Source organism: Nonlabens ulvanivorans (assembly GCF_032922765.1).
In the GTDB taxonomy this organism is placed as follows: domain Bacteria; phylum Bacteroidota; class Bacteroidia; order Flavobacteriales; family Flavobacteriaceae; genus Nonlabens; species Nonlabens ulvanivorans.
The window spans coordinates 401268-420538 of record NZ_CP136694.1 but is presented as its reverse complement, the minus strand read 5'-3'; the positions used below and the strand labels follow the sequence as shown (position 1 = coordinate 420538).

26 protein-coding genes and 1 pseudogene are annotated in these 19271 nt (G+C 35.4%); 18 read left to right on the top strand and 9 right to left on the bottom strand.

Annotation, left to right across the window (positions count from 1 at the left end; all coding sequences use genetic code 11):
- Positions 1–61 precede the first annotated feature (61 nt).
- The 6 genes from R1T42_RS01910 to R1T42_RS01885 all read right to left on the bottom strand — a co-directional run bounded on the left by R1T42_RS01910 (position 62) and on the right by R1T42_RS01885 (position 4044).
- Complete coding sequence (locus tag R1T42_RS01910; RefSeq protein ID WP_317291079.1) at positions 62–721, bottom strand: hypothetical protein; 660 nt, start codon at positions 719–721, stop codon at positions 62–64.
- 109 nt (positions 722–830) lie between these two features.
- Positions 831–1388, bottom strand: a complete 558-nt coding sequence (locus R1T42_RS01905; protein ID WP_042246337.1) for a CPBP family intramembrane glutamic endopeptidase — start codon at positions 1386–1388, stop codon at positions 831–833.
- Between the two features lie 189 nt (positions 1389–1577).
- Entirely contained in the window at positions 1578–2366 is a 789-nt protein-coding gene (locus tag R1T42_RS01900) for a TPM domain-containing protein (RefSeq protein ID WP_317291078.1), read from the bottom strand.
- A complete protein-coding gene (locus R1T42_RS01895) occupies positions 2366–2806 on the bottom strand; it encodes a TPM domain-containing protein (protein WP_042246332.1) in 441 nt (146 codons plus the stop codon). The genes R1T42_RS01900 and R1T42_RS01895 overlap by 1 nt, the downstream gene beginning before the upstream one ends.
- A 4-nt stretch (positions 2807–2810) precedes the next feature.
- Positions 2811–3434: a LemA family protein gene (locus R1T42_RS01890; protein ID WP_042270330.1), complete on the bottom strand. Its 624-nt coding sequence runs from the start codon at positions 3432–3434 to the stop codon at positions 2811–2813.
- A gap of 271 nt (positions 3435–3705) precedes the next feature.
- A complete protein-coding gene (locus tag R1T42_RS01885) occupies positions 3706–4044 on the bottom strand; it encodes a single-stranded DNA-binding protein (protein WP_006797161.1) in 339 nt (112 codons plus the stop codon).
- Between the two features lie 275 nt (positions 4045–4319).
- Here R1T42_RS01885 and R1T42_RS01880 point away from each other — a divergent pair, with 275 nt between their 5' ends.
- The 12 genes and pseudogenes from R1T42_RS01880 (at position 4320) to R1T42_RS01820 (ending at position 12037) form a co-directional block, all read left to right on the top strand.
- On the top strand, positions 4320–4832 hold the full coding sequence (locus R1T42_RS01880; protein ID WP_317291077.1) for a hypothetical protein: 513 nt from the start codon (positions 4320–4322) through the stop codon (positions 4830–4832).
- 10 nt (positions 4833–4842) lie between these two features.
- Positions 4843–5307: a hypothetical protein gene (locus R1T42_RS01875; RefSeq protein ID WP_317291076.1), complete on the top strand. Its 465-nt coding sequence runs from the start codon at positions 4843–4845 to the stop codon at positions 5305–5307.
- A 93-nt stretch (positions 5308–5400) separates the two neighbouring features.
- Positions 5401–5877, top strand: a pseudogene (locus tag R1T42_RS14375) (SF0329 family protein).
- 70 nt (positions 5878–5947) lie between these two features.
- A complete protein-coding gene (locus R1T42_RS01860; RefSeq protein ID WP_317291073.1) occupies positions 5948–7399 on the top strand; it encodes an FAD-dependent oxidoreductase in 1452 nt (483 codons plus the stop codon).
- Between the two features lie 125 nt (positions 7400–7524).
- Positions 7525–8091 (top strand): TetR/AcrR family transcriptional regulator, encoded by a 567-nt coding sequence (locus R1T42_RS01855; RefSeq protein WP_317291072.1) that lies wholly within the window; start codon positions 7525–7527, stop codon positions 8089–8091.
- A gap of 66 nt (positions 8092–8157) precedes the next feature.
- On the top strand, positions 8158–8706 hold the full coding sequence (locus R1T42_RS01850) for a carboxymuconolactone decarboxylase family protein (protein ID WP_006797169.1): 549 nt from the start codon (positions 8158–8160) through the stop codon (positions 8704–8706).
- A 91-nt stretch (positions 8707–8797) separates the two neighbouring features.
- A complete protein-coding gene (locus R1T42_RS01845) occupies positions 8798–9115 on the top strand; it encodes an EthD family reductase (protein WP_042287847.1) in 318 nt (105 codons plus the stop codon).
- Positions 9115–9759, top strand: a complete 645-nt coding sequence (locus R1T42_RS01840) for a DsbA family oxidoreductase (protein WP_317291071.1) — start codon at positions 9115–9117, stop codon at positions 9757–9759. The genes R1T42_RS01845 and R1T42_RS01840 overlap by 1 nt, the downstream gene beginning before the upstream one ends.
- A 29-nt stretch (positions 9760–9788) precedes the next feature.
- Entirely contained in the window at positions 9789–10451 is a 663-nt protein-coding gene (locus R1T42_RS01835) for a peroxiredoxin-like family protein (RefSeq protein WP_317291070.1), read from the top strand.
- A 15-nt stretch (positions 10452–10466) separates the two neighbouring features.
- Positions 10467–11156, top strand: coding sequence for a haloacid dehalogenase type II (locus tag R1T42_RS01830; protein WP_317291069.1), 690 nt, complete (start codon positions 10467–10469; stop codon positions 11154–11156).
- Positions 11157–11295: 139 nt separating this feature from the next.
- Complete coding sequence (locus R1T42_RS01825; RefSeq protein WP_317291068.1) at positions 11296–11658, top strand: DUF1304 domain-containing protein; 363 nt, start codon at positions 11296–11298, stop codon at positions 11656–11658.
- Positions 11659–11668: 10 nt separating this feature from the next.
- On the top strand, positions 11669–12037 hold the full coding sequence (locus R1T42_RS01820; RefSeq protein WP_317291067.1) for a DUF4870 domain-containing protein: 369 nt from the start codon (positions 11669–11671) through the stop codon (positions 12035–12037).
- A 50-nt stretch (positions 12038–12087) separates the two neighbouring features.
- Here the strand turns inward: R1T42_RS01820 and R1T42_RS01815 are convergent, their stop codons facing one another.
- Together R1T42_RS01815 and R1T42_RS01810 are read right to left on the bottom strand one after the other, a co-directional pair.
- Positions 12088–12414: a MerR family transcriptional regulator gene (locus R1T42_RS01815; RefSeq protein ID WP_036581266.1), complete on the bottom strand. Its 327-nt coding sequence runs from the start codon at positions 12412–12414 to the stop codon at positions 12088–12090.
- Complete coding sequence (locus tag R1T42_RS01810; RefSeq protein ID WP_317291066.1) at positions 12414–13394, bottom strand: M23 family metallopeptidase; 981 nt, start codon at positions 13392–13394, stop codon at positions 12414–12416. Before R1T42_RS01810 ends, R1T42_RS01815 begins: the two co-directional genes overlap by 1 nt.
- Before the next feature lie 158 nt (positions 13395–13552).
- On the opposite strand from R1T42_RS01810, the gene alaS reads away from it, so the two are divergent.
- From alaS to R1T42_RS01780, 6 genes are read left to right on the top strand one after another with little or no spacing between them, the layout of a single operon-like run.
- Entirely contained in the window at positions 13553–16174 is a 2622-nt protein-coding gene (gene alaS / locus R1T42_RS01805; protein ID WP_317291065.1) for an alanine--tRNA ligase, read from the top strand.
- Entirely contained in the window at positions 16175–16693 is a 519-nt protein-coding gene (locus tag R1T42_RS01800) for a hypothetical protein (RefSeq protein ID WP_317291064.1), read from the top strand.
- Between the two features lie 33 nt (positions 16694–16726).
- Positions 16727–17035, top strand: a complete 309-nt coding sequence (locus tag R1T42_RS01795) for a hypothetical protein (protein WP_317291063.1) — start codon at positions 16727–16729, stop codon at positions 17033–17035.
- Between the two features lie 5 nt (positions 17036–17040).
- The gene (locus tag R1T42_RS01790) at positions 17041–17322 is read left to right on the top strand and encodes a hypothetical protein (protein ID WP_042287835.1); all 282 of its coding nucleotides are present in this window, start codon (positions 17041–17043) and stop codon (positions 17320–17322) included.
- 34 nt (positions 17323–17356) lie between these two features.
- Positions 17357–18286, top strand: a complete 930-nt coding sequence (locus R1T42_RS01785; protein ID WP_317291062.1) for a GSCFA domain-containing protein — start codon at positions 17357–17359, stop codon at positions 18284–18286.
- Positions 18283–18906 carry a DUF4230 domain-containing protein gene (locus R1T42_RS01780; protein WP_317291061.1) on the top strand — a complete coding sequence of 208 codons (624 nt, stop codon included), beginning with the start codon at positions 18283–18285 and terminating at the stop codon, positions 18904–18906. Before R1T42_RS01785 ends, R1T42_RS01780 begins: the two co-directional genes overlap by 4 nt.
- Here the strand turns inward: R1T42_RS01780 and R1T42_RS01775 are convergent.
- Entirely contained in the window at positions 18903–19241 is a 339-nt protein-coding gene (locus R1T42_RS01775; protein WP_036581284.1) for a hypothetical protein, read from the bottom strand. The two genes, R1T42_RS01780 and R1T42_RS01775, sit on opposite strands and share 4 nt — an antisense overlap.
- Between the last annotated feature and the right edge of the window lie 30 nt (positions 19242–19271).

Below are 19271 nucleotides of genomic sequence, written 5' to 3'. Positions count from 1 at the left end.
TGGCTTTAATTAGCTATATCAAAACCTTTGCCAGAATGATTTTACTCACCTCAGGATTTACTTACTCACCAGCGCTTTGCTCTAACTCTTTAAGCAACTCATCATAATCGATTTGTAAACCACTATCATCACTCTCTACGTCATATTCTAACTGCTGGATCGTTTCAACCGATTGATAAAAAGCTGGAAAATAACGATCTCTTCTATCTGTTAAAGTCCAGCAAGTAATATAAAATATATCGTGATCACTTTCAATAGTTGTGATTATGTAGGATACATTAAGACCATCAATAGAAGCGTTTGCCTCTACTATCATAGCAGGCATATCATTAATAACCGTTGTAGTTTTTTCTTTTACTATATCATAAGTAAAAGCCTCAGTCATGGACTCTAATTGCATGTCCATATAATTCTCTGCATAAGAAAGACTATCATTTCCCATACCTAAGATTTCACTAGCAAAATCAAAATCAGTCTTCGACTCTGCCATGACGATCATGTAGGTCTCACGGAACATGTTTTGCATTTGCATTTCTGCATCTTCATTTAAGTCTGCTGTTTCTGTTAAGTAATCAGGCACTTTAATGCTGAATTTTTTACTTTCAAAAAGCTTAAAGTCTTTTTCTACATCTAGTTTTTCAGGTGCATTAGATCCACCTAGACAGCTAGATAAAGTTGTTAATAATATAAAAATGAAGGATGCTTTTAATAGAATTTTCATGAAATGAGGTAAAAGGTTGGTTAAAGGTTTCGCTTATGCGAAAAAGTAATTACAACACAAATGTACTATTATTTGAGCCCTTTTATACAACCGCACACTACTACTCTATTTACATCTCAAAATACTTCACAAACAAAATAGATGGTATCATTAATACGCCATTATACAAAGCATGAAACAGCATAGAATAAAGTAAGCCTACCTTTACACGTATCAATCCTAGAAATAAACCAGTCACGATTTGTGGTCCAGTGATGATAGGCAATAGTAGTATGGTCGTTAAACTAACTCCATAGTTTGAGATATGTACAGCACCAAAGGCTAACGCAAACAAATAAAATATCCATCTAAAATCACTGCGGTCTACCGTACGGAAAAGTGTTATAGGTGCTCTAAAAATTAATTCTTCTAGCAATGGCGCTAGCACAACAGCAGCCATCAAAATAAAATAGACAGACTCGTTCTTTACCATGTCCATGACCGCATGATTATCGGTATCAATAAGACCTAGAGCTTCAATACCATAAATAAGAATGGAAAAAGCGATGTTACCAACCATGATCATCCAGAACGATGTCCAGAATAATTTTACCTTTTGAGTATTGAAAACATTATCACCTTTAAGGCAATCGGGATTTTTAAAGTAATCGAGAATATCTTGAACCATCTAATTTATTTTAAAAGTTAGTATGGGATAAAGCAGATTTGTTACAGTTGGAATAAATAGGTTATTGGTAATTGTTAATTGTTAATTGGAACATCACAAATCTAAATTCAAAGATTGCAACGATAACCTATCGTGATTGTGACCGTTTCTATGCTTGCAATAGAGTCTTTATAAATTGTAGTCCATCCACTACCAGCCACCGCTAGCACCACCACCACCAAAGCCGCCGCCGCCAAAGCCACCACCGAAGCCGCCGCCAGACGATCCACCACCAAAACCACCACCGCCAAAGCCGCCGCCCATACTACCACGCCCCATATTGCTCAGGATGATAATATCAAGTAAAGATGGATTACCACCACCACGACCACCATTATTGCGGTTATTTTTACTAGCGCTTAAAATGACGAAAAAGAGAAAAACCCCAAAAATGATCAAAGAGCTCCATGGAAAATCTTCTTTAGTAAAATCTCGTGATTCTGTAAATTCTCCAATTAATACTTTAAAAATAGCATCTACACCATCGTTAAGACCAGCGTAATAATCGCCTGTCTTAAAACGTGGTATCATAACGCCATTAATAATGCGCTCAGACAATAAGTCTGTCATGCGGTATTCTATACCATAACCAGTTGATATATCGACTTTACGATCTTCTACAGCCAGTAAAATAACGATTCCATTATCTTCTTTTTCCTGACCTACGCCCCATTTTTGTCCCCATTGTGTGGACACCATAGAGATATCATCGCCTTTAGTAGATGTAACGATAAAGACCACAATTTGTGTAGATGTAGAGTCTGCATAGCGCAGTAATTTATTTTCCAACGATACACGTTGTGACTGGTCCAACAAACTGGCATAATCATACAGTGATGTCTGTAAATTATCTACCGGTTTTGGCGGAATGATAAATTGCCCATATGCCTGTAAAGTAACCAGCAACAACAATCCTATAATAAAATGGAGCTTCTTCATTAACTGGTCGTTATCTCATCTGGTAGTTCATTGACATCATCTACATCCCATGGGAAATAGCACGCTAACTGTTCACCGGTAAGGTGTATGGCATCTATAAGGCCTTTGTGAAATACGCTTTCGCGAAAGCGTGATACCAACAACTCTTTAATACTTACCCAAAAATCGTCTCCTACATGCTGGTGTATCCCATGATCACCGATAATGGCAAATTTGCGATCTGTAACGGCTATATAAAAGAGGATACCGTTTTCATCCTTTGTATTATCCATTTTAAGTAGATGAAAAATCTCTTGCGCACGTACATAAGCGTCACCAGCGCAGTGAGATTCGAGATGTACTCTTATCTCACCACTTGTGGTACGTTCTGCCTTTCTAATGGCGGCAATGATTTGCTGCTCTTGTGCGGCAGTGAGAAAATCTTCTACTTTAGAACCCATGGTATTAGTCAAATAAGTCTTCTACAACAGGTGCGGTTTCTGATCCAGCCTCTGCCTGGAAATATGGCGAACCAGTAAAGCCAAACCATGATGCATAAAGTCTACCTGGTATCATACCTATGTGTGCGTTATATGCTTTAACGTCACCATTGTAACGGTTGCGCTCTGTATTGATACGATTTTCTGTACGTTCTAGTTCGTTGATGAGTTCTAGGAAATTCTCGTTGGCTTTAAGGTCTGGATAGTTCTCATAGGTAGCGAGTAAACGTCCTAGTCCAGAACTTACCGCACCTTGTGCTTGAGAGAATTCTTGAATTTGCTCACTGGTTAAGTTTGATGCATCGACGTTAATAGAAGTTGCTTTGGCACGAGCCTCTATCACTTGCGTCAGTGTTTCTTGTTCAAACTCTGCATATTTTTTGGCCGTTGCGACTATATTAGGGATAAGATCTGCACGACGTTGATAACTACTTTCTACGTTTGCCCATTGCGCTTGTACATTTTCTTTAAGTCCTATCGCGTTGTTATACCAGCTGTATGCGTTAATCGCGATAATAATGGCGATAACCACTACACCTATTAATCCTAATCCTGCGCAGCCTAAGCCCGCAAATTTTGCTTTACTCATAATCTTTTATTTAATGTAATTGATTGGTATCTAATTAAGGTCTAAAGTTACAAAAAAGAATGGTGGACTGTTAAAAGGAATCGGGATGTTGCATGCTATCCGACTAAGGTGAGTTTTGTATCTGTTAAACGCTTTTTTGCGATCTTAATGCTGTAGATTTATTATTTTAAAGAATACTATATTCTTGTTGAAACAGCAGATAGCTTTCCTATGCATTCATAAAAAAAGACCTGATTGCTCAGGTCTTTTTAAATATAAAATGGAAAGTGGTTTAAGCTTTATTTCCCATAAGAAGTAGCTCGCTGCATACAATCTCTGTAACGTATCTTTTGATACCATCTTTATCTTCATAAGATCTAGAGGTCAGTTTTCCCTCAACACCTATTTGGTTCCCTTTTTGAACGTACTGCTCTACAATGTCTGCGGTTTTTCCCCAGGCGATAATGTTGTGCCATTGGGTATCGTTTACTAGCTCGCCTTGCTTATTTTTATAACGATCTGTTGTTGCGATAGAGAATTTTGCCAGTTTATTACCAGAGTCTAAAACTTTGATTTCTGGAGTCTGACCTAGGTTACCGATTAACTGTACTTTGTTTCTTAATGTGCTCATAATTAAATTGTTTTTGTATGGATTAAATTAGTTTATATATCGTGACATCACAGTTTGTTTGTTGATGACGGTGCAAATATGTGACGAGTTAAAAGCTGTATAAGTATTTTAAACGTTTGTTTACGTTTATTTACGTTTGTAATGGTTTAAATCGCTTTTAAGTCATTAAAACACTATGTAATAGCATTTTAATAATTAAGATGAGATTTTAATAAAAACTAATTGATAAAGTTGTAAAATTGGTTTTAGAACAAGTTGTATATCATTTAATTAAGATGAGAAACTGGAAAAACAATAAATGGATTTTTGAAAATGACGGAGCATTAAGAGATATTTATGTCCAAAACACAACAGTTTCTGATTGGGAAAAAGTAATAGACTTGCTAAACTCTAAATACCAAATCACATTCGGAGTTTATCAAGATGATCTAAAAAACAAGATTGACATTGATTTCGTCAGAACGATGTTTAAAGATGAAACTGGCGAATTAGAAACTAAAACTGCTACGATTGATCTAAATGGGATTGTTATTAAATGTTACTTTTTTATTGAAAACCAAATCGAATTTGATATAACCCCAACAGATATCAAAAGCGTAAAAGAACTAAACAATCTTATTAATTTTATGAAATCGATTAGTCTAAGATTGGGTAAACAGGTAACTCTTTGTGGTCAAAACCAACCTGAATTTCCATTAATAAAAATTGATCATAAAAATGGAATTGAGAAAATATTGACTAAAAAAGATGCTGAAAACTTATGGAATGAATTTATTAAATCAAACTAAAAGGAGTTAAATGGGAATATTTGACAAAGTTTTTGGAAGCAAAAAAGAGAAGTCTTCTGAAAACTCAACAAATCAAGACATGAGATTAGAGTATAATGTCATGAAAAATATCTCAATAGGTAAAAGTCTTAAATATGAGAATTCTGAACAATTCAAACCAATTGAAAATGGTATTTATCAAGATTTAAAAGATAATGATGATACAAAATACCGAATGACTATTTGTTATGAATTAGAACCTGATAATGAAACCAACAACCAATATCCGCTAGAAGATATATTAGATAAGTATTATCTATATGTTTCTGACTTTTTAGAAACTGAAAACCATACAGGACCTAATAAATTTAAGCTTGAACTGGCCGGAGAATTAACAGACATTAAAAATGGTCAAGAAATAATAGGTAAGAAAGTATATAATCAAGAATTTGAAGATGATGATGGACAGATAAGAGTACATCTAAAAATTGAGTAAAACTATTCTTATTGGTTCTCTTCAATAATTTGAGATACTATTATTCTAGAATTATAAAACAATACACAAAATCATTTTTCATAATGTGACCTGATGAAATGGAGTAAATTAAGAAAAGAGTTAAAAAATAGACTAGCAGATAATTTAAAAGACAGACTTGATTATCATTTGACTACATATCAAAAATCGACAGGTCATTTAGGAAGAGCATGGATTACTTGGGATGGAAAAGAGATTTTAAATTTTTCTAATCAAGACACATGGAATGAATTTTAGAGCTACTCAAATGAATTAGCCGAAACTCATTACATTTCTCACGAAAGAATAAAATCAACTGATAGAATAGAAGGGAATATAGTGGAGAAAGGCGAGTTTTCAAAATATGATTTTGCAGACAATGCTTTCTACTTTTTGAGCTTTAATGTACAAGAAGCGATTAAAAGTTATAATCCAATAATAAAAGCACTTGCAGTAGTTGATAAGCGAATTGGAAAAAGAACTTTAAGAGAATTAAAAAAATCAGAAAATCATCCACTTATAAAGCACTTAATTGAATTGAGAGCTGAATAAAAAGAACTATGAACGATACTTCAAGCTTCTTTATCTTTACCATTCCATAATTTTTAGATTTCTAATACCATTGAGTAACGAGCAGCAACATCATTCTTGCTGGACCAGCTGTCCAGATTGTCAAGGTCGAGGCAAGAAAAGTGGCCGCTTGCGCAAAAAAGATAAGTTGGCTTATCAAAAAGCTTTAGAGCAATTTGAAAACAGTGATCAGAAAGGCATCGCTCCTACTCGACCTAAAGCGCATTTACACATTTGTAAAATATGTCATGGAAAAGGTATTATCCCTTCTACAAATTTCCCAACACCTGACGCAGAGAACTATCCGCACGTGGCTATTATCGGCGGCGGAATCGGTGGTGTGGCACTTGCAGTAGCTTGTTTACATCGTGGTATACCGTTTACTTTATATGAACGCGACAGTAGTTTTGATGCAAGATCACAAGGATATGGATTAACCTTACAACAAGCTAGCAAAGCTATTGAAGGCTTAGGAATCGAAACGCTTAAAGATGGAGTGATATCCACAAAACATGTAGTACATACACCTGAAGGTCATGTTGTAGGTGAATGGGGAATTAGAAAATGGTTACCATCAGAAAACAAACCATATCCAAAACGAACCAATATTCATATTGCGAGACAATCCCTTAGATTAGAATTAATCAACCAATTAGGTGGACCTCAACATATTCAATGGAATCATCAATTAATCGATGTCCAAACTGACCCAGAAAACGGTGGAACATTGACTTTTAATGTCGACGGAGAAAAGAAAACCGTTCAAGCAGATTTAATTGTAGGTGCAGATGGAATACGCAGTACGGTGCGCAAACAACTTATAGGAGAAGAACACACACCTTTAAGATACTTAGGCTGCATTGTGATTTTAGGTATTTGCCCTTTGGACCAACTTAAGAATGTGGAAAGTTCTTTATTAGATTCGGCAACGGTTTTTCAAACTGCCAATGGAAATGAGAGAATCTATATGATGCCATATGATGCTCATTCTGTAATGTGGCAACTCAGTTTCCCGATGTCAAAACAAGAAGCTAAAGATTTAAGTTTAAAAGGTGCTCAAGCCCTAAAGACTGAAGCCCAATTAAGAACTCCATGGCATGATCCTATTCCGCACATTCTCGAAGCTACTAAAGAATCAGACATTACCGGTTATCCTGTTTATGATCGTGAATTCTTAAATCCAGACTTATTAAGTCATAGTAAAATGGTGACCTTAATAGGTGATGCGGCGCATCCTATGAGTCCATTTAAAGGACAAGGCGCAAATCAAGCTTTACTGGATGCTTTATCCTTAGCTCGCTGTATCACTATGGGTTGCAGACCACAATCCAACTGGCGAGAAGTAGGATTAAAGAAAAGTGTCTTAAAAGACTTTGAAACTGAAATGCTTCAACGTACCGCTACTAAAGTGAAAGATTCGGCTGCCGCAGCACAATTTCTACATTCTGATGTTGTACTTCATGAAGGTGATGAACCTAGAGGTCGTTGTCTAAAACGTAGATAATTGTACCAGCCAAAATCCATTAATATTAATGTTTTACTTAAACTGAAATAAGGTTATTGATAATTATTAGTTAAAAGCTTTTTTAATACTAAACGGTTGGTTAGTTTTGTACCGTATTAGAAATAATGGCTAGAAAAAAGGAATATATCGAGAGTGAAGTCATTGAAAAAGCGATGACTCTTTTTTGGCGTAATGGCTATGAGAACACCTCTATGCAAATGCTAGAGAAAGAAATGGGCATTAACAAATTCTCTATTTATTCAAGTTTTGGCAGCAAACATGGCGTCTTTATAGAAAGCCTAAAAAGCTACAAAAATAAGGTCAAAGATGTATTTGATAAACTGAAAAATGCTTCAAATGGTGTTGAGGATATCAAACAATTCTTCTATGATTCTGTTCAGTTAGGTCGCGGTGATGAAAAGTCAGCAAAGGGTTGTTTAATCACAAACACCTATAATGAATTTTCACAAAGTCCTGATGAATTAATTAAAGAACAGATGAATGCTTTTATGAATGACCTTAAAGAAGTATTTATAGAAAAATTGAGAATGGATTCATCTAAGGATGAAGAAACCATTCAAAAACAAGCTAATTTTTTATTGTTAGCAAAGCATGGTCTAGCCGCTGCTTCTAGAGTAAACAGCACCAAAGAAATTGAAGATTACATCGAGATGACATTCGATAGATTGTAATATATTTTTTACCCTATAACTAAACGATTGTTTAGTTAAAATTAACATAAATTAAAAATTGAAATTATGACCACTTTAAAAGTTCACAACATTGAGAGCGCACCAGAAGAAAGCAAAGCTTTACTAGAGAATTCTCAAAAAGCATATGGAATGATTCCAGGTTTACACGGTGTACTAGCAGCTTCTCCACAATTATTAACGGCATACCAGCAATTACATGAACTGTTTGTAAACTCATCATTTAATGAAGATGAATTAACTGTTGTATGGCAAACTATTAATGTAGAGCATGCCTGTCATTACTGTGTACCAGCACACACTGGTATTGCAAAAATGATGAAAGTAGACGATGGCATCACAGATGCTTTACGTAATGAGACTCCATTAGAAGACTCAAAATTAGAAGCCCTACGCAACATGACTTTATCTGTAGTACGCAATCGCGGTAATGTATCTCAAGAAGACTTAGACGCATTTTATGCTGCAGGTTATGGAGAGAGACAAGTATTGGACATCATTCTAGGAATGTCACAAAAAGTAATCAGTAATTATACAAATCACATCGCTCATACTCCAGTAGATGCTGCATTTGAAAAATTTGCTTGGAAAAAATAAATTGTTGATTCCCTAAATCTCAATTTATAACAATAAGCCTTCCGTTTAAGTGCGGAAGGTTTATTAACTTACTAAAATAAATATCATTATTATGATTAAAGTATCTGTAATGTATCCTAATGGCAAAGACGTTCAGTTTGATACAGATTATTACAAAAACAGTCATTTACCGATGATTTCTAAATCATTAGGTAAAGATTTAAAAGGACTAGAATTTGAAGTAGGAATTGCAGGAAGACAGCCTGATGAACTAGCTCCTTATGTTGCAATCGCGCATTTACTGTTTGACGATGTCGCTAGTTTTAAATCTTCTTTTGCTCCGCATGCTGCAACATTTGCGGCAGATGTAAAAAACTATAGCAATGTCGATGGCGAATTACAAATTAGCGAACTTATAACTCTATCCTAATGGCTGATAAACTAAAAATAGATATTGTATCTGATGTTGTTTGCCCTTGGTGTACGATAGGCTTTAAGAGATTAGAAAAGGCTATTAATGAACTAGGCATTCAAGATCAAGTCGAAATAGAATGGCAACCATTTGAATTGAATCCTAATATGCCCGTTGAAGGTCAAAACCTTAATGAACATATCACTGAAAAGTATGGTTCCACTATAGAACAGCAGCAAGCATCTAAACAACATATGATAGAGGCTGGAGCAGAACTAGGTTTCACCTTTGATTACTTTGATGAGATGCGCATGGTCAATACCTTTGATGCTCATATCTTACTTGAGTATGCAAAAGATTTTGGAAAGCAAACCGAGTTAAAAATGCAGCTTACCAAAGCCTTTTTTAGTGATCGTAAAGATGTTTCTCAACGCGATGTTTTAAAAGAAGCATTGATTTCAGTAGGTCTTAATGCTACAGAAGCTTTAGCACTAATCGATCAACCTGAAGCACAACAAGAAGTTAGAAAAAAGGAACAATTCTGGCAAAACTTAGGAGTAAGTTCAGTTCCTACAATAGTATTTAATAGAAAAAGCGCTGTTTCTGGTGCTCAACCTGTAGATATTTTTAAACAAGTACTATCTGAAATCATTGCAGAATAATATCCAAACTCAACTATAAAAAAAGAAAAATGGAAACCAAAAATGGAGCATTAGACCGTTTACTAGAGCCACAGCGCAAGGCAGGAATTGCAAAATTTACAGCCGAAAAGAATAAAATCTATAATGATGGTATTGAAAGTGTTGCAAATTCAGGTGTTTTAGAAAAAGCATTAAACATAGGTGATAAAGCCCCAAATTTTGAACTTAAAAATGCTATAAATCAGTCCATTTCTCTGTATAATGAGCTAGAAAAAGGTCCTATTGTTTTAACCTGGTATAGAGGTGGATGGTGTCCATATTGTAATATTACCTTGCACTATTTACAAGAAATATTACCTGAGTTTGAAAAGTTTAATGCCCAATTAATTGCTCTAACACCAGAACTACCTGACAATTCATTGAACACAGCTGAGAAGAATAATTTGAAATTCAACGTCTTAAGCGATATAGGAAATACCGTAGGTAAAGCATATGGAATAGTTTATCAATTAACTGAAGATGTTGCTGCGATATATGAAGCTGGGTTTAAATTAAGTGAGAAAAATGGTGATCATAGTAATGAATTACCACTTGCTGCAACTTATGTCATCGATCAAAAAGGAATTATTCAATATGCTTTTTTAGATGCAGATTATAAAGAAAGAGCAGAAGGAACAGATATACTATCTACATTAAAACATTTGAAAGCATAGATAAATCATTTGAACATGGAACCTAAAACCAAGCCTAAAGTATTATTCTTTGATGTCAATGAGACTTTGTTAGACCTTACACAAATGAAAAAACAGGTTGCAGATGCCTTAGGAGGTAATGATCATTTATTACCGCTGTGGTTTACAACCATGTTACAATATTCATTAGTAATGTCTGCGAGTGGTCGATATGAACCTTTCGGTCATATAGGTGCGGCAGCTTTACAAATGGTCGCTGCAAACCACGATATTAAGATGACCGAAGAAGATGCTAGAAATCTTGTCATTAATGGATTGCGCAACTTACCACCACATCCCGAAGTTAAAGAAGCCTTATCAAAATTAAAAGAAGCTGGATACACATTAGTTTCTCTTACTAACTCATCTGATGAAGGTGTACAACATCAATTTGAAAACGCTGGATTGAATAGCTATTTTGATCGCAGACTAAGTATTGAACCCGTAAAAAAATTTAAGCCTTTTACCGATACTTATGATTGGGCTGCAAATCAACTTCACGTACAGCCAAAAGACTGTATGTTAATAGCTGCTCATGGATGGGATGTTGCTGGTGCTTTATGGGCTGGATGGCGTGCCGCATTTGTAAATAGACCAGGACAACAACTTTTTCCACTAGCTCCACAAACGGAAATCAATGCTCCAGATTTACTGAAAGTGGCAGATTTATTAGTAGCATACCATTAAACTTTTTTTAATTTCAGTGATTTACGATGTTGACAGTTCTTATTATTTGAGAGAAGGCAGATAAATGTAAAAGTTAAAACATGTATTAATTCTTATATTTAGCCTTGTTTATACCTTACTCATTTTTCAAAATCCTTATATGCAGATTCTCATTTCCATTTTAATAGGTTTTATTACTTTAATTCACGTCTATATTTTATGGTTTGAAATGTTTGCTTGGGAAACTAAAGGAAGAAAAGTATTTAAAAGCTTCCCCAAAGAATTATTTGCTCCTACTAAATCCATGGCTGCAAATCAAGGCTTATACAATGGTTTTCTAGCCGCAGGATTAATATGGAGTTTATTGATCACTGATGATATATGGCAATCATATGTTGCCCTATTTTTTCTAGCATGTGTCGCCATCGCTGGTATTTATGGTGCTTTAACAGTGGAACGTAAAATACTTTTTGTTCAAACCATTCCTGCTGCGATTACTATCTTATTAATATTGATATTTTAAAAAGAGATCAATGAATCAGAATTACCCAGAATTCAGGCCTTGGGGAATGGAACTCAACCAATTTTGTATGTTGATGCATCTTTCACAATTTGCAGGATATATCGTTCCCTTAATAGGCATTGTATTGCCTATCGTGATGTGGTTAACTAATAAAGATCAATCCTATATAGTTGATCAACATGGTAAACAGATTGTTAACTGGATGATTAGTTCTTTTATATATGGTATTCTAGGTTTGATTTTAACTTGTGCCATTATAGGCGTACCATTATTGATAGGATTAGCAATATTAACCATCGTTTTCCCTATCATAGGAGCGGTTAAAGCTGCTGAAGGTAATTTTTACAAATATCCAATCAACATAAAGTTTATTGCTTAATTACGACTTAAGCTAAAACGGTATTCCCTAAAAAACTTCAATATCGGACCTTATAATTGATCCTTTATTTTTAACAGTTCTGCCTTGACATGCTCTAGTTTCTTGATGATCTCTAGATTAGACAATTCGTTTTTATGAGACTTCATATATTCTCTTGCACCTTCTAGAGTAAAACCACGCTCTTTTACCAGATGATAGATGGTCTGTAAATTCTTTACGTCTTCTTTAGTAAACTTGCGATTACCTCTAGAGTTCTTTTTAGGCTGTAGAATATCAAACTCCTTTTCCCAGAATCTAATTAATGATGCATTTACCTGAAAAGCTTTAGTAAGCTCTCCCATAGAATAATACAACTTATCGGGCAGGTCTATATACATTAGTCTAACGAGATATTTTCTTGTTGAGAAGCTTTCAATAGTAAGTTAAACTCTTCTGGAGTTAAATTACCATAGTAGAAGTTAATAGGGTTGATACGCTCCTTATCCTTAAACACTTCATAATGTAAATGTGGTGCCTGAGAACGACCTGTACTACCTACATAACCTATGATATCACCACGCTTTACACGTTGTCCTACTCTAACATTATAGGGTTTATTCTGTCTTAAGTGAGCATATAACGACACATAGCCAAAACCATGGTCAATACGTATGTGATTACCATATCCAGCACTGTTTGCATCTGCTCTATCCACTACTCCATCACCAGTCGCAAACACAGGTGTACCACGCGGTGCTGTAAAGTCCATACCATAATGGAATTTACGGGTCTTATTAAATGGATCTGTACGATAACCATAACCACTCGCCATGCGCGTTAAGTCTTCATTACGCACTGGTTGTATTGCAGGAATAGAAACTAAAAGTTCTTCCTTACTCTTTGCTAATTCTTCAATCTCATCCAGTGATTTAGACTGTATAGCAACACGCTTTTTCAATTTATCAATAGACTCTTTAAGACCTACGACCTTTTTAGAACTATCATAACCTTCAAAATCCTTATAGCGATTCACACCACCAAAACCCGACTGTCGCTGCTCATCAGATATAGGTGCCGCATCAAAATAGATACGATATATTGAATTATCTCGCTCTTCTACATTTTTAATCACCTTTGCAAGATCATTGACATCTTCTTGCGACTCTTTAAGACTTAATTTAAGAAACTCATTCTCACGTTTTAATTTACGCGCCTGTGGCGATTCATAAAACTGTGATGCCAGATTAAAAAACAAAAAACCAAACAATGCACTGGCCACTGTAAACAGAGCTATTTTTCTAAAAGTATTGCGTTTGCGCTTCTCTACTTTGCGGTAAGAAAGCGTTTCTGCATCATAGTAATACTTGACCTTTGACATATGGTATAAAGTGCTATTTTTGTGTCGTTAAATGGATTGTTTTAATAACGCATAAAAGTGATGATTGTTACGCTTTCGCGAAAGCGAGTTCTCAACAACCCAACTACTCCATTTCAACAAAAATAACAAATTACCATTAACCGCTTTTAAAGCTGCACATGAAATCACAACAGATACGACAAACGTTCCTAGACTTTTATAAATCCAAGCAACATGAGATTGTGGCCAGCGCGCCTATGGTGATTAAAAATGATCCAACTTTAATGTTTGTAAACGCTGGAATGAACCCTTTTAAAGAATACTTTTTAGGCATAAATGAATCTAAATTTAGCCGTATTTCAGATTCTCAAAAATGTCTACGTGTAAGCGGTAAGCATAATGATCTTGAAGAAGTAGGTGTTGACACCTATCATCACACAATGTTTGAGATGTTAGGGAACTGGAGTTTTGGCGATTACTTTAAAAAAGAAGCGATTGCTTGGGCTTGGGAACTGCTTACTGAGGTATATAAAATTGATAAAGACTGTTTATACGTCACCATTTTTGAAGGTGACACCAGTGAAAACTTAGAACGTGACACTGAAGCCTACGATTATTGGAAAGAATTTATCGCAGAGGATCGAATCCTAAACGGTAATAAGAAAGATAACTTCTGGGAAATGGGTGATCAAGGTCCTTGTGGTCCATGTTCTGAAATACACGTAGACATAAGAACGGCTGAAGAAAAAGCTGCTGTTGATGGCGCTAGTCTTGTAAATGCTGACCATCCACAGGTAGTAGAAATATGGAATCTCGTTTTCATGCAATTCAACCGCATGGCAGACGGTTCTCTTAAAAATCTACCGGCACAACATGTCGATACAGGAATGGGATTTGAACGTCTTGCTATGGTAATGCAAGGTGTGCAATCTAATTATGACACAGATGTATTTACACCATTAATACGTGAAATAGAAACGATCACTGGTCATGCTTATGGTAAGACAGAACAAGAAGATATCGCCATACGTGTAATTGCAGATCATGTACGCGCTGTAGCCTTCTCTATTGCAGATGGGCAACTACCGTCTAATAATGGTGCTGGATATGTGATACGTAGAATCTTGAGACGTGCGATACGTTACGGATTTACCTATTTAAATAAAAAAGAACCGTTTATATACATGCTCGTAAATACGTTGTCTAAACAAATGGGCGATGCTTTTCCTGAGCTTAAATCACAAAAGAATTTGATTCTTAACGTGATTAAAGAAGAAGAACAATCATTTTTGCGTGCACTGGATCAAGGGCTAGTTCTTCTAGACTCCATGATTACTGCGGCAAAAAGTAACTCACAAAATATCATTGACGGAAATAAAGCATTTGAGCTTTATGACACCTATGGTTTCCCTATCGATCTAACGGCATTAATCCTGCGTGAAAAAGGGATGGAACTCGATGAAGCTGGATTTGAGAAAGCAATGGCTGCTCAAAAACAACGATCACGTGCTGCTAGTGAAACCACAACTACAGACTGGACAGAATTGCGCAGCGATGACACTCAAGAGTTTATAGGATATGATAAACTTGAGGCAGATGTACGCATCTCTCGTTACCGTAAAGTAACTACTAAAAAAGATGGTGATTTATATCAACTGGTCTTTAACATGACACCATTTTATGGAGAAAGTGGTGGACAGACTGGTGATAAAGGATATCTAGAAAGCACCAGTGGTGATACCGTTTATATCATAGATACTAAGAAAGAAAACGGACAGACCGTACATCTTACTAAGAATCTACCTAAAGATTTAGAAGGCTCTCATAAAGCTGCCGTGGACTCAAATCAACGTCATAGAACAAGCTCTAACCATACAGCTACTCACCTATTACATCAAGCATTGCGCAAGGTATTAGGAGATCATGTAGAACAAAAAGGTTCTATGGTACGTAGTGCGAGTTTGCGATTTGACTTTTCTCATTTTGCAAAGGTGACACCAGAACAATTACAAGAAGTAGAAAACTTTGTAAATGCCCGTATCCGAGAGCAATTACCACTTGAAGAAAATAGAACCAATACCTATGACGCCGCTGTCGAGGATGGTGCAATGGCTTTATTTGGTGAAAAATATGGGGACGTGGTACGTACTATAAAGTTTGGTAAGAGTTATGAACTTTGTGGTGGAACGCATGTTGCTAACACTGCCGATGTGTGGCATTTTAAAATCATGAGTGAAGGAGCTGTTGCGGCAGGTATACGTCGTATTGAGGCTATATCTAGTGATGCCGTTAAAGATTTCTTTGCAGAACAATCTAGACATTTTGATGAGATTAAAACCATCTTAAAATCTAATACTAAAAACCCTGCAGATGCAATTGCTCAACTACAAGATGAGAACGCAGCACTTAAAAAGGAAATAGAACAACTTTTAAAAGCCAAAGCCGGTAACTTAAAAGGTGATTTAATGGCAAGTGCACAAGATATCAATGGTGTCAACTTTATCGCGACACAAACAGATCTTGATGCTAAATCTGTAAAAGAACTAGCTTTTGAAATTGAACGCGAGATGGAAAACCTTTTCCTTATTATAGGAGCAAGCGATGGAGAGAAAGCGACTTTAACCGTTATGATTTCTAAAAATCTAGTAGAAGAAAAAGATCTGAATGCTGGAACTATGGTGCGCGAACTAGGAAAGCACATTCAAGGCGGCGGCGGCGGACAAGCACATTTTGCAACTGCTGGAGGAAAGAATCCTGCTGGAATTAGTGCAGCGCTTGATGCCGCTAAGAAGATGGTTTAAATGGATCTCCAGGCCGAAAGTATTGAGATTGATTATATCCTTACGAAGGATGAATTTGCTAATCACTATTTCAAGGTTTATTTTGATAAACCCTGGAAAAAAATGGTGGTTGGAGTCAGGATATTGAGTTTTATAATTTGCTTAATTGCGCTAGTCGTGTTGCGTGACAAACTTTCAAGTCTATACATATTAGGTATTTTAATTTTATATTTTGGCTATACACTTTTTGAACCTTTTATTATTAAAGGTAGAAATCGTAAAATATATAGTAATCATGCTGGTTCAGGTCTTAAATCTAAACTTATACTCAACCACAATGGAATTGAGTCAACTAATCCTGTAGCTTCATCAACTATTGATTGGTCAGGAATTGTAAAAGTGTCTAAGGAATATCAAATGATTAAGTTTTACGTGGGTAAAAAACAGTCACTTATGATACCAATTCAATATTTCGAAACACAACACATTGAATCATTAAAAGTACTATTGAATCAAAATTCAATAAATAACAACCTGTAACTTTTTCTCTAATTCATCGACTTATAAAGTGTTATGAGTTTTGGAGGATCTGCACAAGCGATGGTTACGGCGATTAGAAACAACAAAAAGTTGTTATCTAATAAAAAAACACGTCTTAAAAATTATAGTAAATTAAAAGCCGCCTATACTGCAGGAGTTTCTCAAAAAAATTACACTCTTCAAGAAGTAGAAGCAGCAAAACGCAAGATACGCAAGCAGGCAGATAAGGATAAGAGAAAATCACTTCTTATCATCATCATAACGGTTATCGCGGCACCTATCATTTTTTATGGAATTGGCACCTTGCTATATGAAATAATGAAGTTTCAGTCTAATTCTTAAGCCGTATGTATTATAACAATCATCTCTATAAAAAAATACAGGCTATTCAAAATAAAGCGGCGCAACGTAGAACCAACAGAATAAATGATGCACGTGATTCAGTTTACAATGAGCAGACGAGTTCAAAAATGAGTCTGCAGTTTACACCAGAACAAGTCGCAAGTACTAAAAGAAAAGTAATAGCAAAGGCGCTTAAAGACCAGCGTGACAACAAACGCTTCTGGTACCTCAAATTAATACTCACCATCGTTTTATTACTCTTAATTTATTGGTGGTTATTTTTATAACTACAGCATTGCTTTACCTTTGATGTTATTAAATGTGAAGATAACAATGCAACTTACCACACCAGTTCCTATTACTCCATTACAACCTGCCATTAACTATGACAGTTCTCTGGTATTTTTAGGTAGTTGTTTTACAGAAAATATAGGTAGCAAAATGGCTTATCACGGCTTTAAGACTTGCGTAAATCCATTTGGGATTATATTTAATCCTCATAGTTTACTGGTATTGCTCGAGCGTTCTTTGAGTGGCGACTTGTTTACTCTAGAGGATGTAGAAACTCATTTTTCTTACCTCGCGCATTCTGATTTAAATGGTTCTACTAGAGATGCGGTTTTAAATAATCTGAATACTGCTGGAACATTACTTACTCAACAGATTAAAAAAGCCTCACATGTGTTTATCACGCTAGGTACGGCTTGGGTATATGAGCATATTGAGCAACAATCGATTGTCGCAAATTGTCATAAAAAACCGCAAGGATTATTTGTAAAGAAACTATTATCTATAGCAGAAATTATAACTAGATTAAGTAACATCATCTCCATCATTAAAAAGGTAAAACCAGATGCGACTGTAACATTCACATTATCACCAGTACGTCATATTAAAGATGGATTTACAGAAAATCAACGCAGTAAAGCAAGACTTTTTGAAGCCATTCAAACTATAGTAGATCTAGATAAAGCTTGTTATTTTCCAGCCTATGAGATTACTATGGATGAGCTGCGTGACTATAGATTCTATGGTCGTGATATGGTTCATTTAAATGAAATTGGCATTGAGTTGGTCTGGGAACGCTTCCGCGAAAGCGTGATTTCTACAACTTGCTTACCTATAATGAAAGCCGTAGATAAACATCGTAAGCTTGTGGCGCATCGACCTTCAAATACTGATTTACATCTGGAACAGATTGAAAAATCTCTGATAAGCCTGCAACAAAAACATCCTCAAGTTGAATTATGAAAAATTTAAAAACACTAGTTCTAGGTGCTTTGATGATGCTTGCCATCGTTTTGATTTATGACTATATAAAAGGTTATCGCACAGAGCAAGCAAACCTTATTGCGCAAACAGAACTTATTGAAAAAGAAGTGCGCAGTGTCAGTAAATTAATCGTAACTGAGGCTAGCTATGGTAAGGTCTACACTTATGAAAACACAAAGTCCTATGGCTGGGATTATTTCTCTAGCCAGAAAACAGCCCTTGTGATTTCAAATGCAAAAGCACAAGTGATCTATGATTTAAAAAACCTAGAGTATTCTATTGATAGCGAGCGCAAAGAAATTATTTTTTCAAAATTACCTGATGCTACCATAAACATCAACCCTAATCTAAACTTCTATCAATTAGATAACGGAATACTCAATACTTTTGAGGCTAAGGATTTCAATAGCATGAAGCAAAAAATATCGAAAGATATTGAGCGTCAAATTAGAAATAGTGATATCCTCAAAAACGCAGATGATCGACTATTATCAGAATTAACAAGTATTTTTGTTTTAAGTTATTCTATGGGATGGACCGTTGTTTATGATGGTAAATCTGTAGAAAACGCGACTGAAATATCCGAATTTAAAGATTAGTCTGCTTTGATTTGATATTCTTCAGACAGTTTATCATATTCTGTTTGTAACATTTGCCATCTTGTATTAAAGATTTGTTTTTTAAGAGCACACATTTTAGCATTCTTCTCTAGCGCTTTTTCAAACTCTGGTGCTGTAAGCTCTTTATTCATGTAGGCATTGGTTATTCCTGGACGCTCTTCTTTGCAAGCTTGGTATTCATTAAAGGCTACCACATAATCTTGATATGCCTGACTGCTTTTAATGCCGTCTGTCGCCTCGATAGTAGCTGTAGAATCCTGTTGATTGCACGATGCTAATCCTATTACTAAAAAGATTAAAAAGAACTTTTTCATGATTATTAATTTTTATTCAAATTTAAGCTT

Coding starts and splice junctions, on each gene's coding strand:
- R1T42_RS01910 (WP_317291079.1), bottom strand. CDS start 721: ATGAAAATTCTATTAAAAGCATCCTTCATTTTTATATTATTAACAACT.
- R1T42_RS01905 (WP_042246337.1), bottom strand. CDS start 1,388: ATGGTTCAAGATATTCTCGATTACTTTAAAAATCCCGATTGCCTTAAA.
- R1T42_RS01900 (WP_317291078.1), bottom strand. CDS start 2,366: ATGAAGAAGCTCCATTTTATTATAGGATTGTTGTTGCTGGTTACTTTA.
- R1T42_RS01895 (WP_042246332.1), bottom strand. CDS start 2,806: ATGGGTTCTAAAGTAGAAGATTTTCTCACTGCCGCACAAGAGCAGCAA.
- R1T42_RS01890 (WP_042270330.1), bottom strand. CDS start 3,434: ATGAGTAAAGCAAAATTTGCGGGCTTAGGCTGCGCAGGATTAGGATTA.
- R1T42_RS01885 (WP_006797161.1), bottom strand. CDS start 4,044: ATGAGCACATTAAGAAACAAAGTACAGTTAATCGGTAACCTAGGTCAG.
- R1T42_RS01880 (WP_317291077.1), top strand. CDS start 4,320: ATGAGAAACTGGAAAAACAATAAATGGATTTTTGAAAATGACGGAGCA.
- R1T42_RS01875 (WP_317291076.1), top strand. CDS start 4,843: ATGGGAATATTTGACAAAGTTTTTGGAAGCAAAAAAGAGAAGTCTTCT.
- R1T42_RS01855 (WP_317291072.1), top strand. CDS start 7,525: ATGGCTAGAAAAAAGGAATATATCGAGAGTGAAGTCATTGAAAAAGCG.
- R1T42_RS01850 (WP_006797169.1), top strand. CDS start 8,158: ATGACCACTTTAAAAGTTCACAACATTGAGAGCGCACCAGAAGAAAGC.
- R1T42_RS01845 (WP_042287847.1), top strand. CDS start 8,798: ATGATTAAAGTATCTGTAATGTATCCTAATGGCAAAGACGTTCAGTTT.
- R1T42_RS01840 (WP_317291071.1), top strand. CDS start 9,115: ATGGCTGATAAACTAAAAATAGATATTGTATCTGATGTTGTTTGCCCT.
- R1T42_RS01835 (WP_317291070.1), top strand. CDS start 9,789: ATGGAAACCAAAAATGGAGCATTAGACCGTTTACTAGAGCCACAGCGC.
- R1T42_RS01830 (WP_317291069.1), top strand. CDS start 10,467: ATGGAACCTAAAACCAAGCCTAAAGTATTATTCTTTGATGTCAATGAG.
- R1T42_RS01825 (WP_317291068.1), top strand. CDS start 11,296: ATGCAGATTCTCATTTCCATTTTAATAGGTTTTATTACTTTAATTCAC.
- R1T42_RS01820 (WP_317291067.1), top strand. CDS start 11,669: ATGAATCAGAATTACCCAGAATTCAGGCCTTGGGGAATGGAACTCAAC.
- R1T42_RS01815 (WP_036581266.1), bottom strand. CDS start 12,414: ATGTATATAGACCTGCCCGATAAGTTGTATTATTCTATGGGAGAGCTT.
- R1T42_RS01810 (WP_317291066.1), bottom strand. CDS start 13,394: ATGTCAAAGGTCAAGTATTACTATGATGCAGAAACGCTTTCTTACCGC.
- alaS (WP_317291065.1), top strand. CDS start 13,553: ATGAAATCACAACAGATACGACAAACGTTCCTAGACTTTTATAAATCC.
- R1T42_RS01800 (WP_317291064.1), top strand. CDS start 16,175: ATGGATCTCCAGGCCGAAAGTATTGAGATTGATTATATCCTTACGAAG.
- R1T42_RS01795 (WP_317291063.1), top strand. CDS start 16,727: ATGAGTTTTGGAGGATCTGCACAAGCGATGGTTACGGCGATTAGAAAC.
- R1T42_RS01790 (WP_042287835.1), top strand. CDS start 17,041: ATGTATTATAACAATCATCTCTATAAAAAAATACAGGCTATTCAAAAT.
- R1T42_RS01780 (WP_317291061.1), top strand. CDS start 18,283: ATGAAAAATTTAAAAACACTAGTTCTAGGTGCTTTGATGATGCTTGCC.
- R1T42_RS01775 (WP_036581284.1), bottom strand. CDS start 19,241: ATGAAAAAGTTCTTTTTAATCTTTTTAGTAATAGGATTAGCATCGTGC.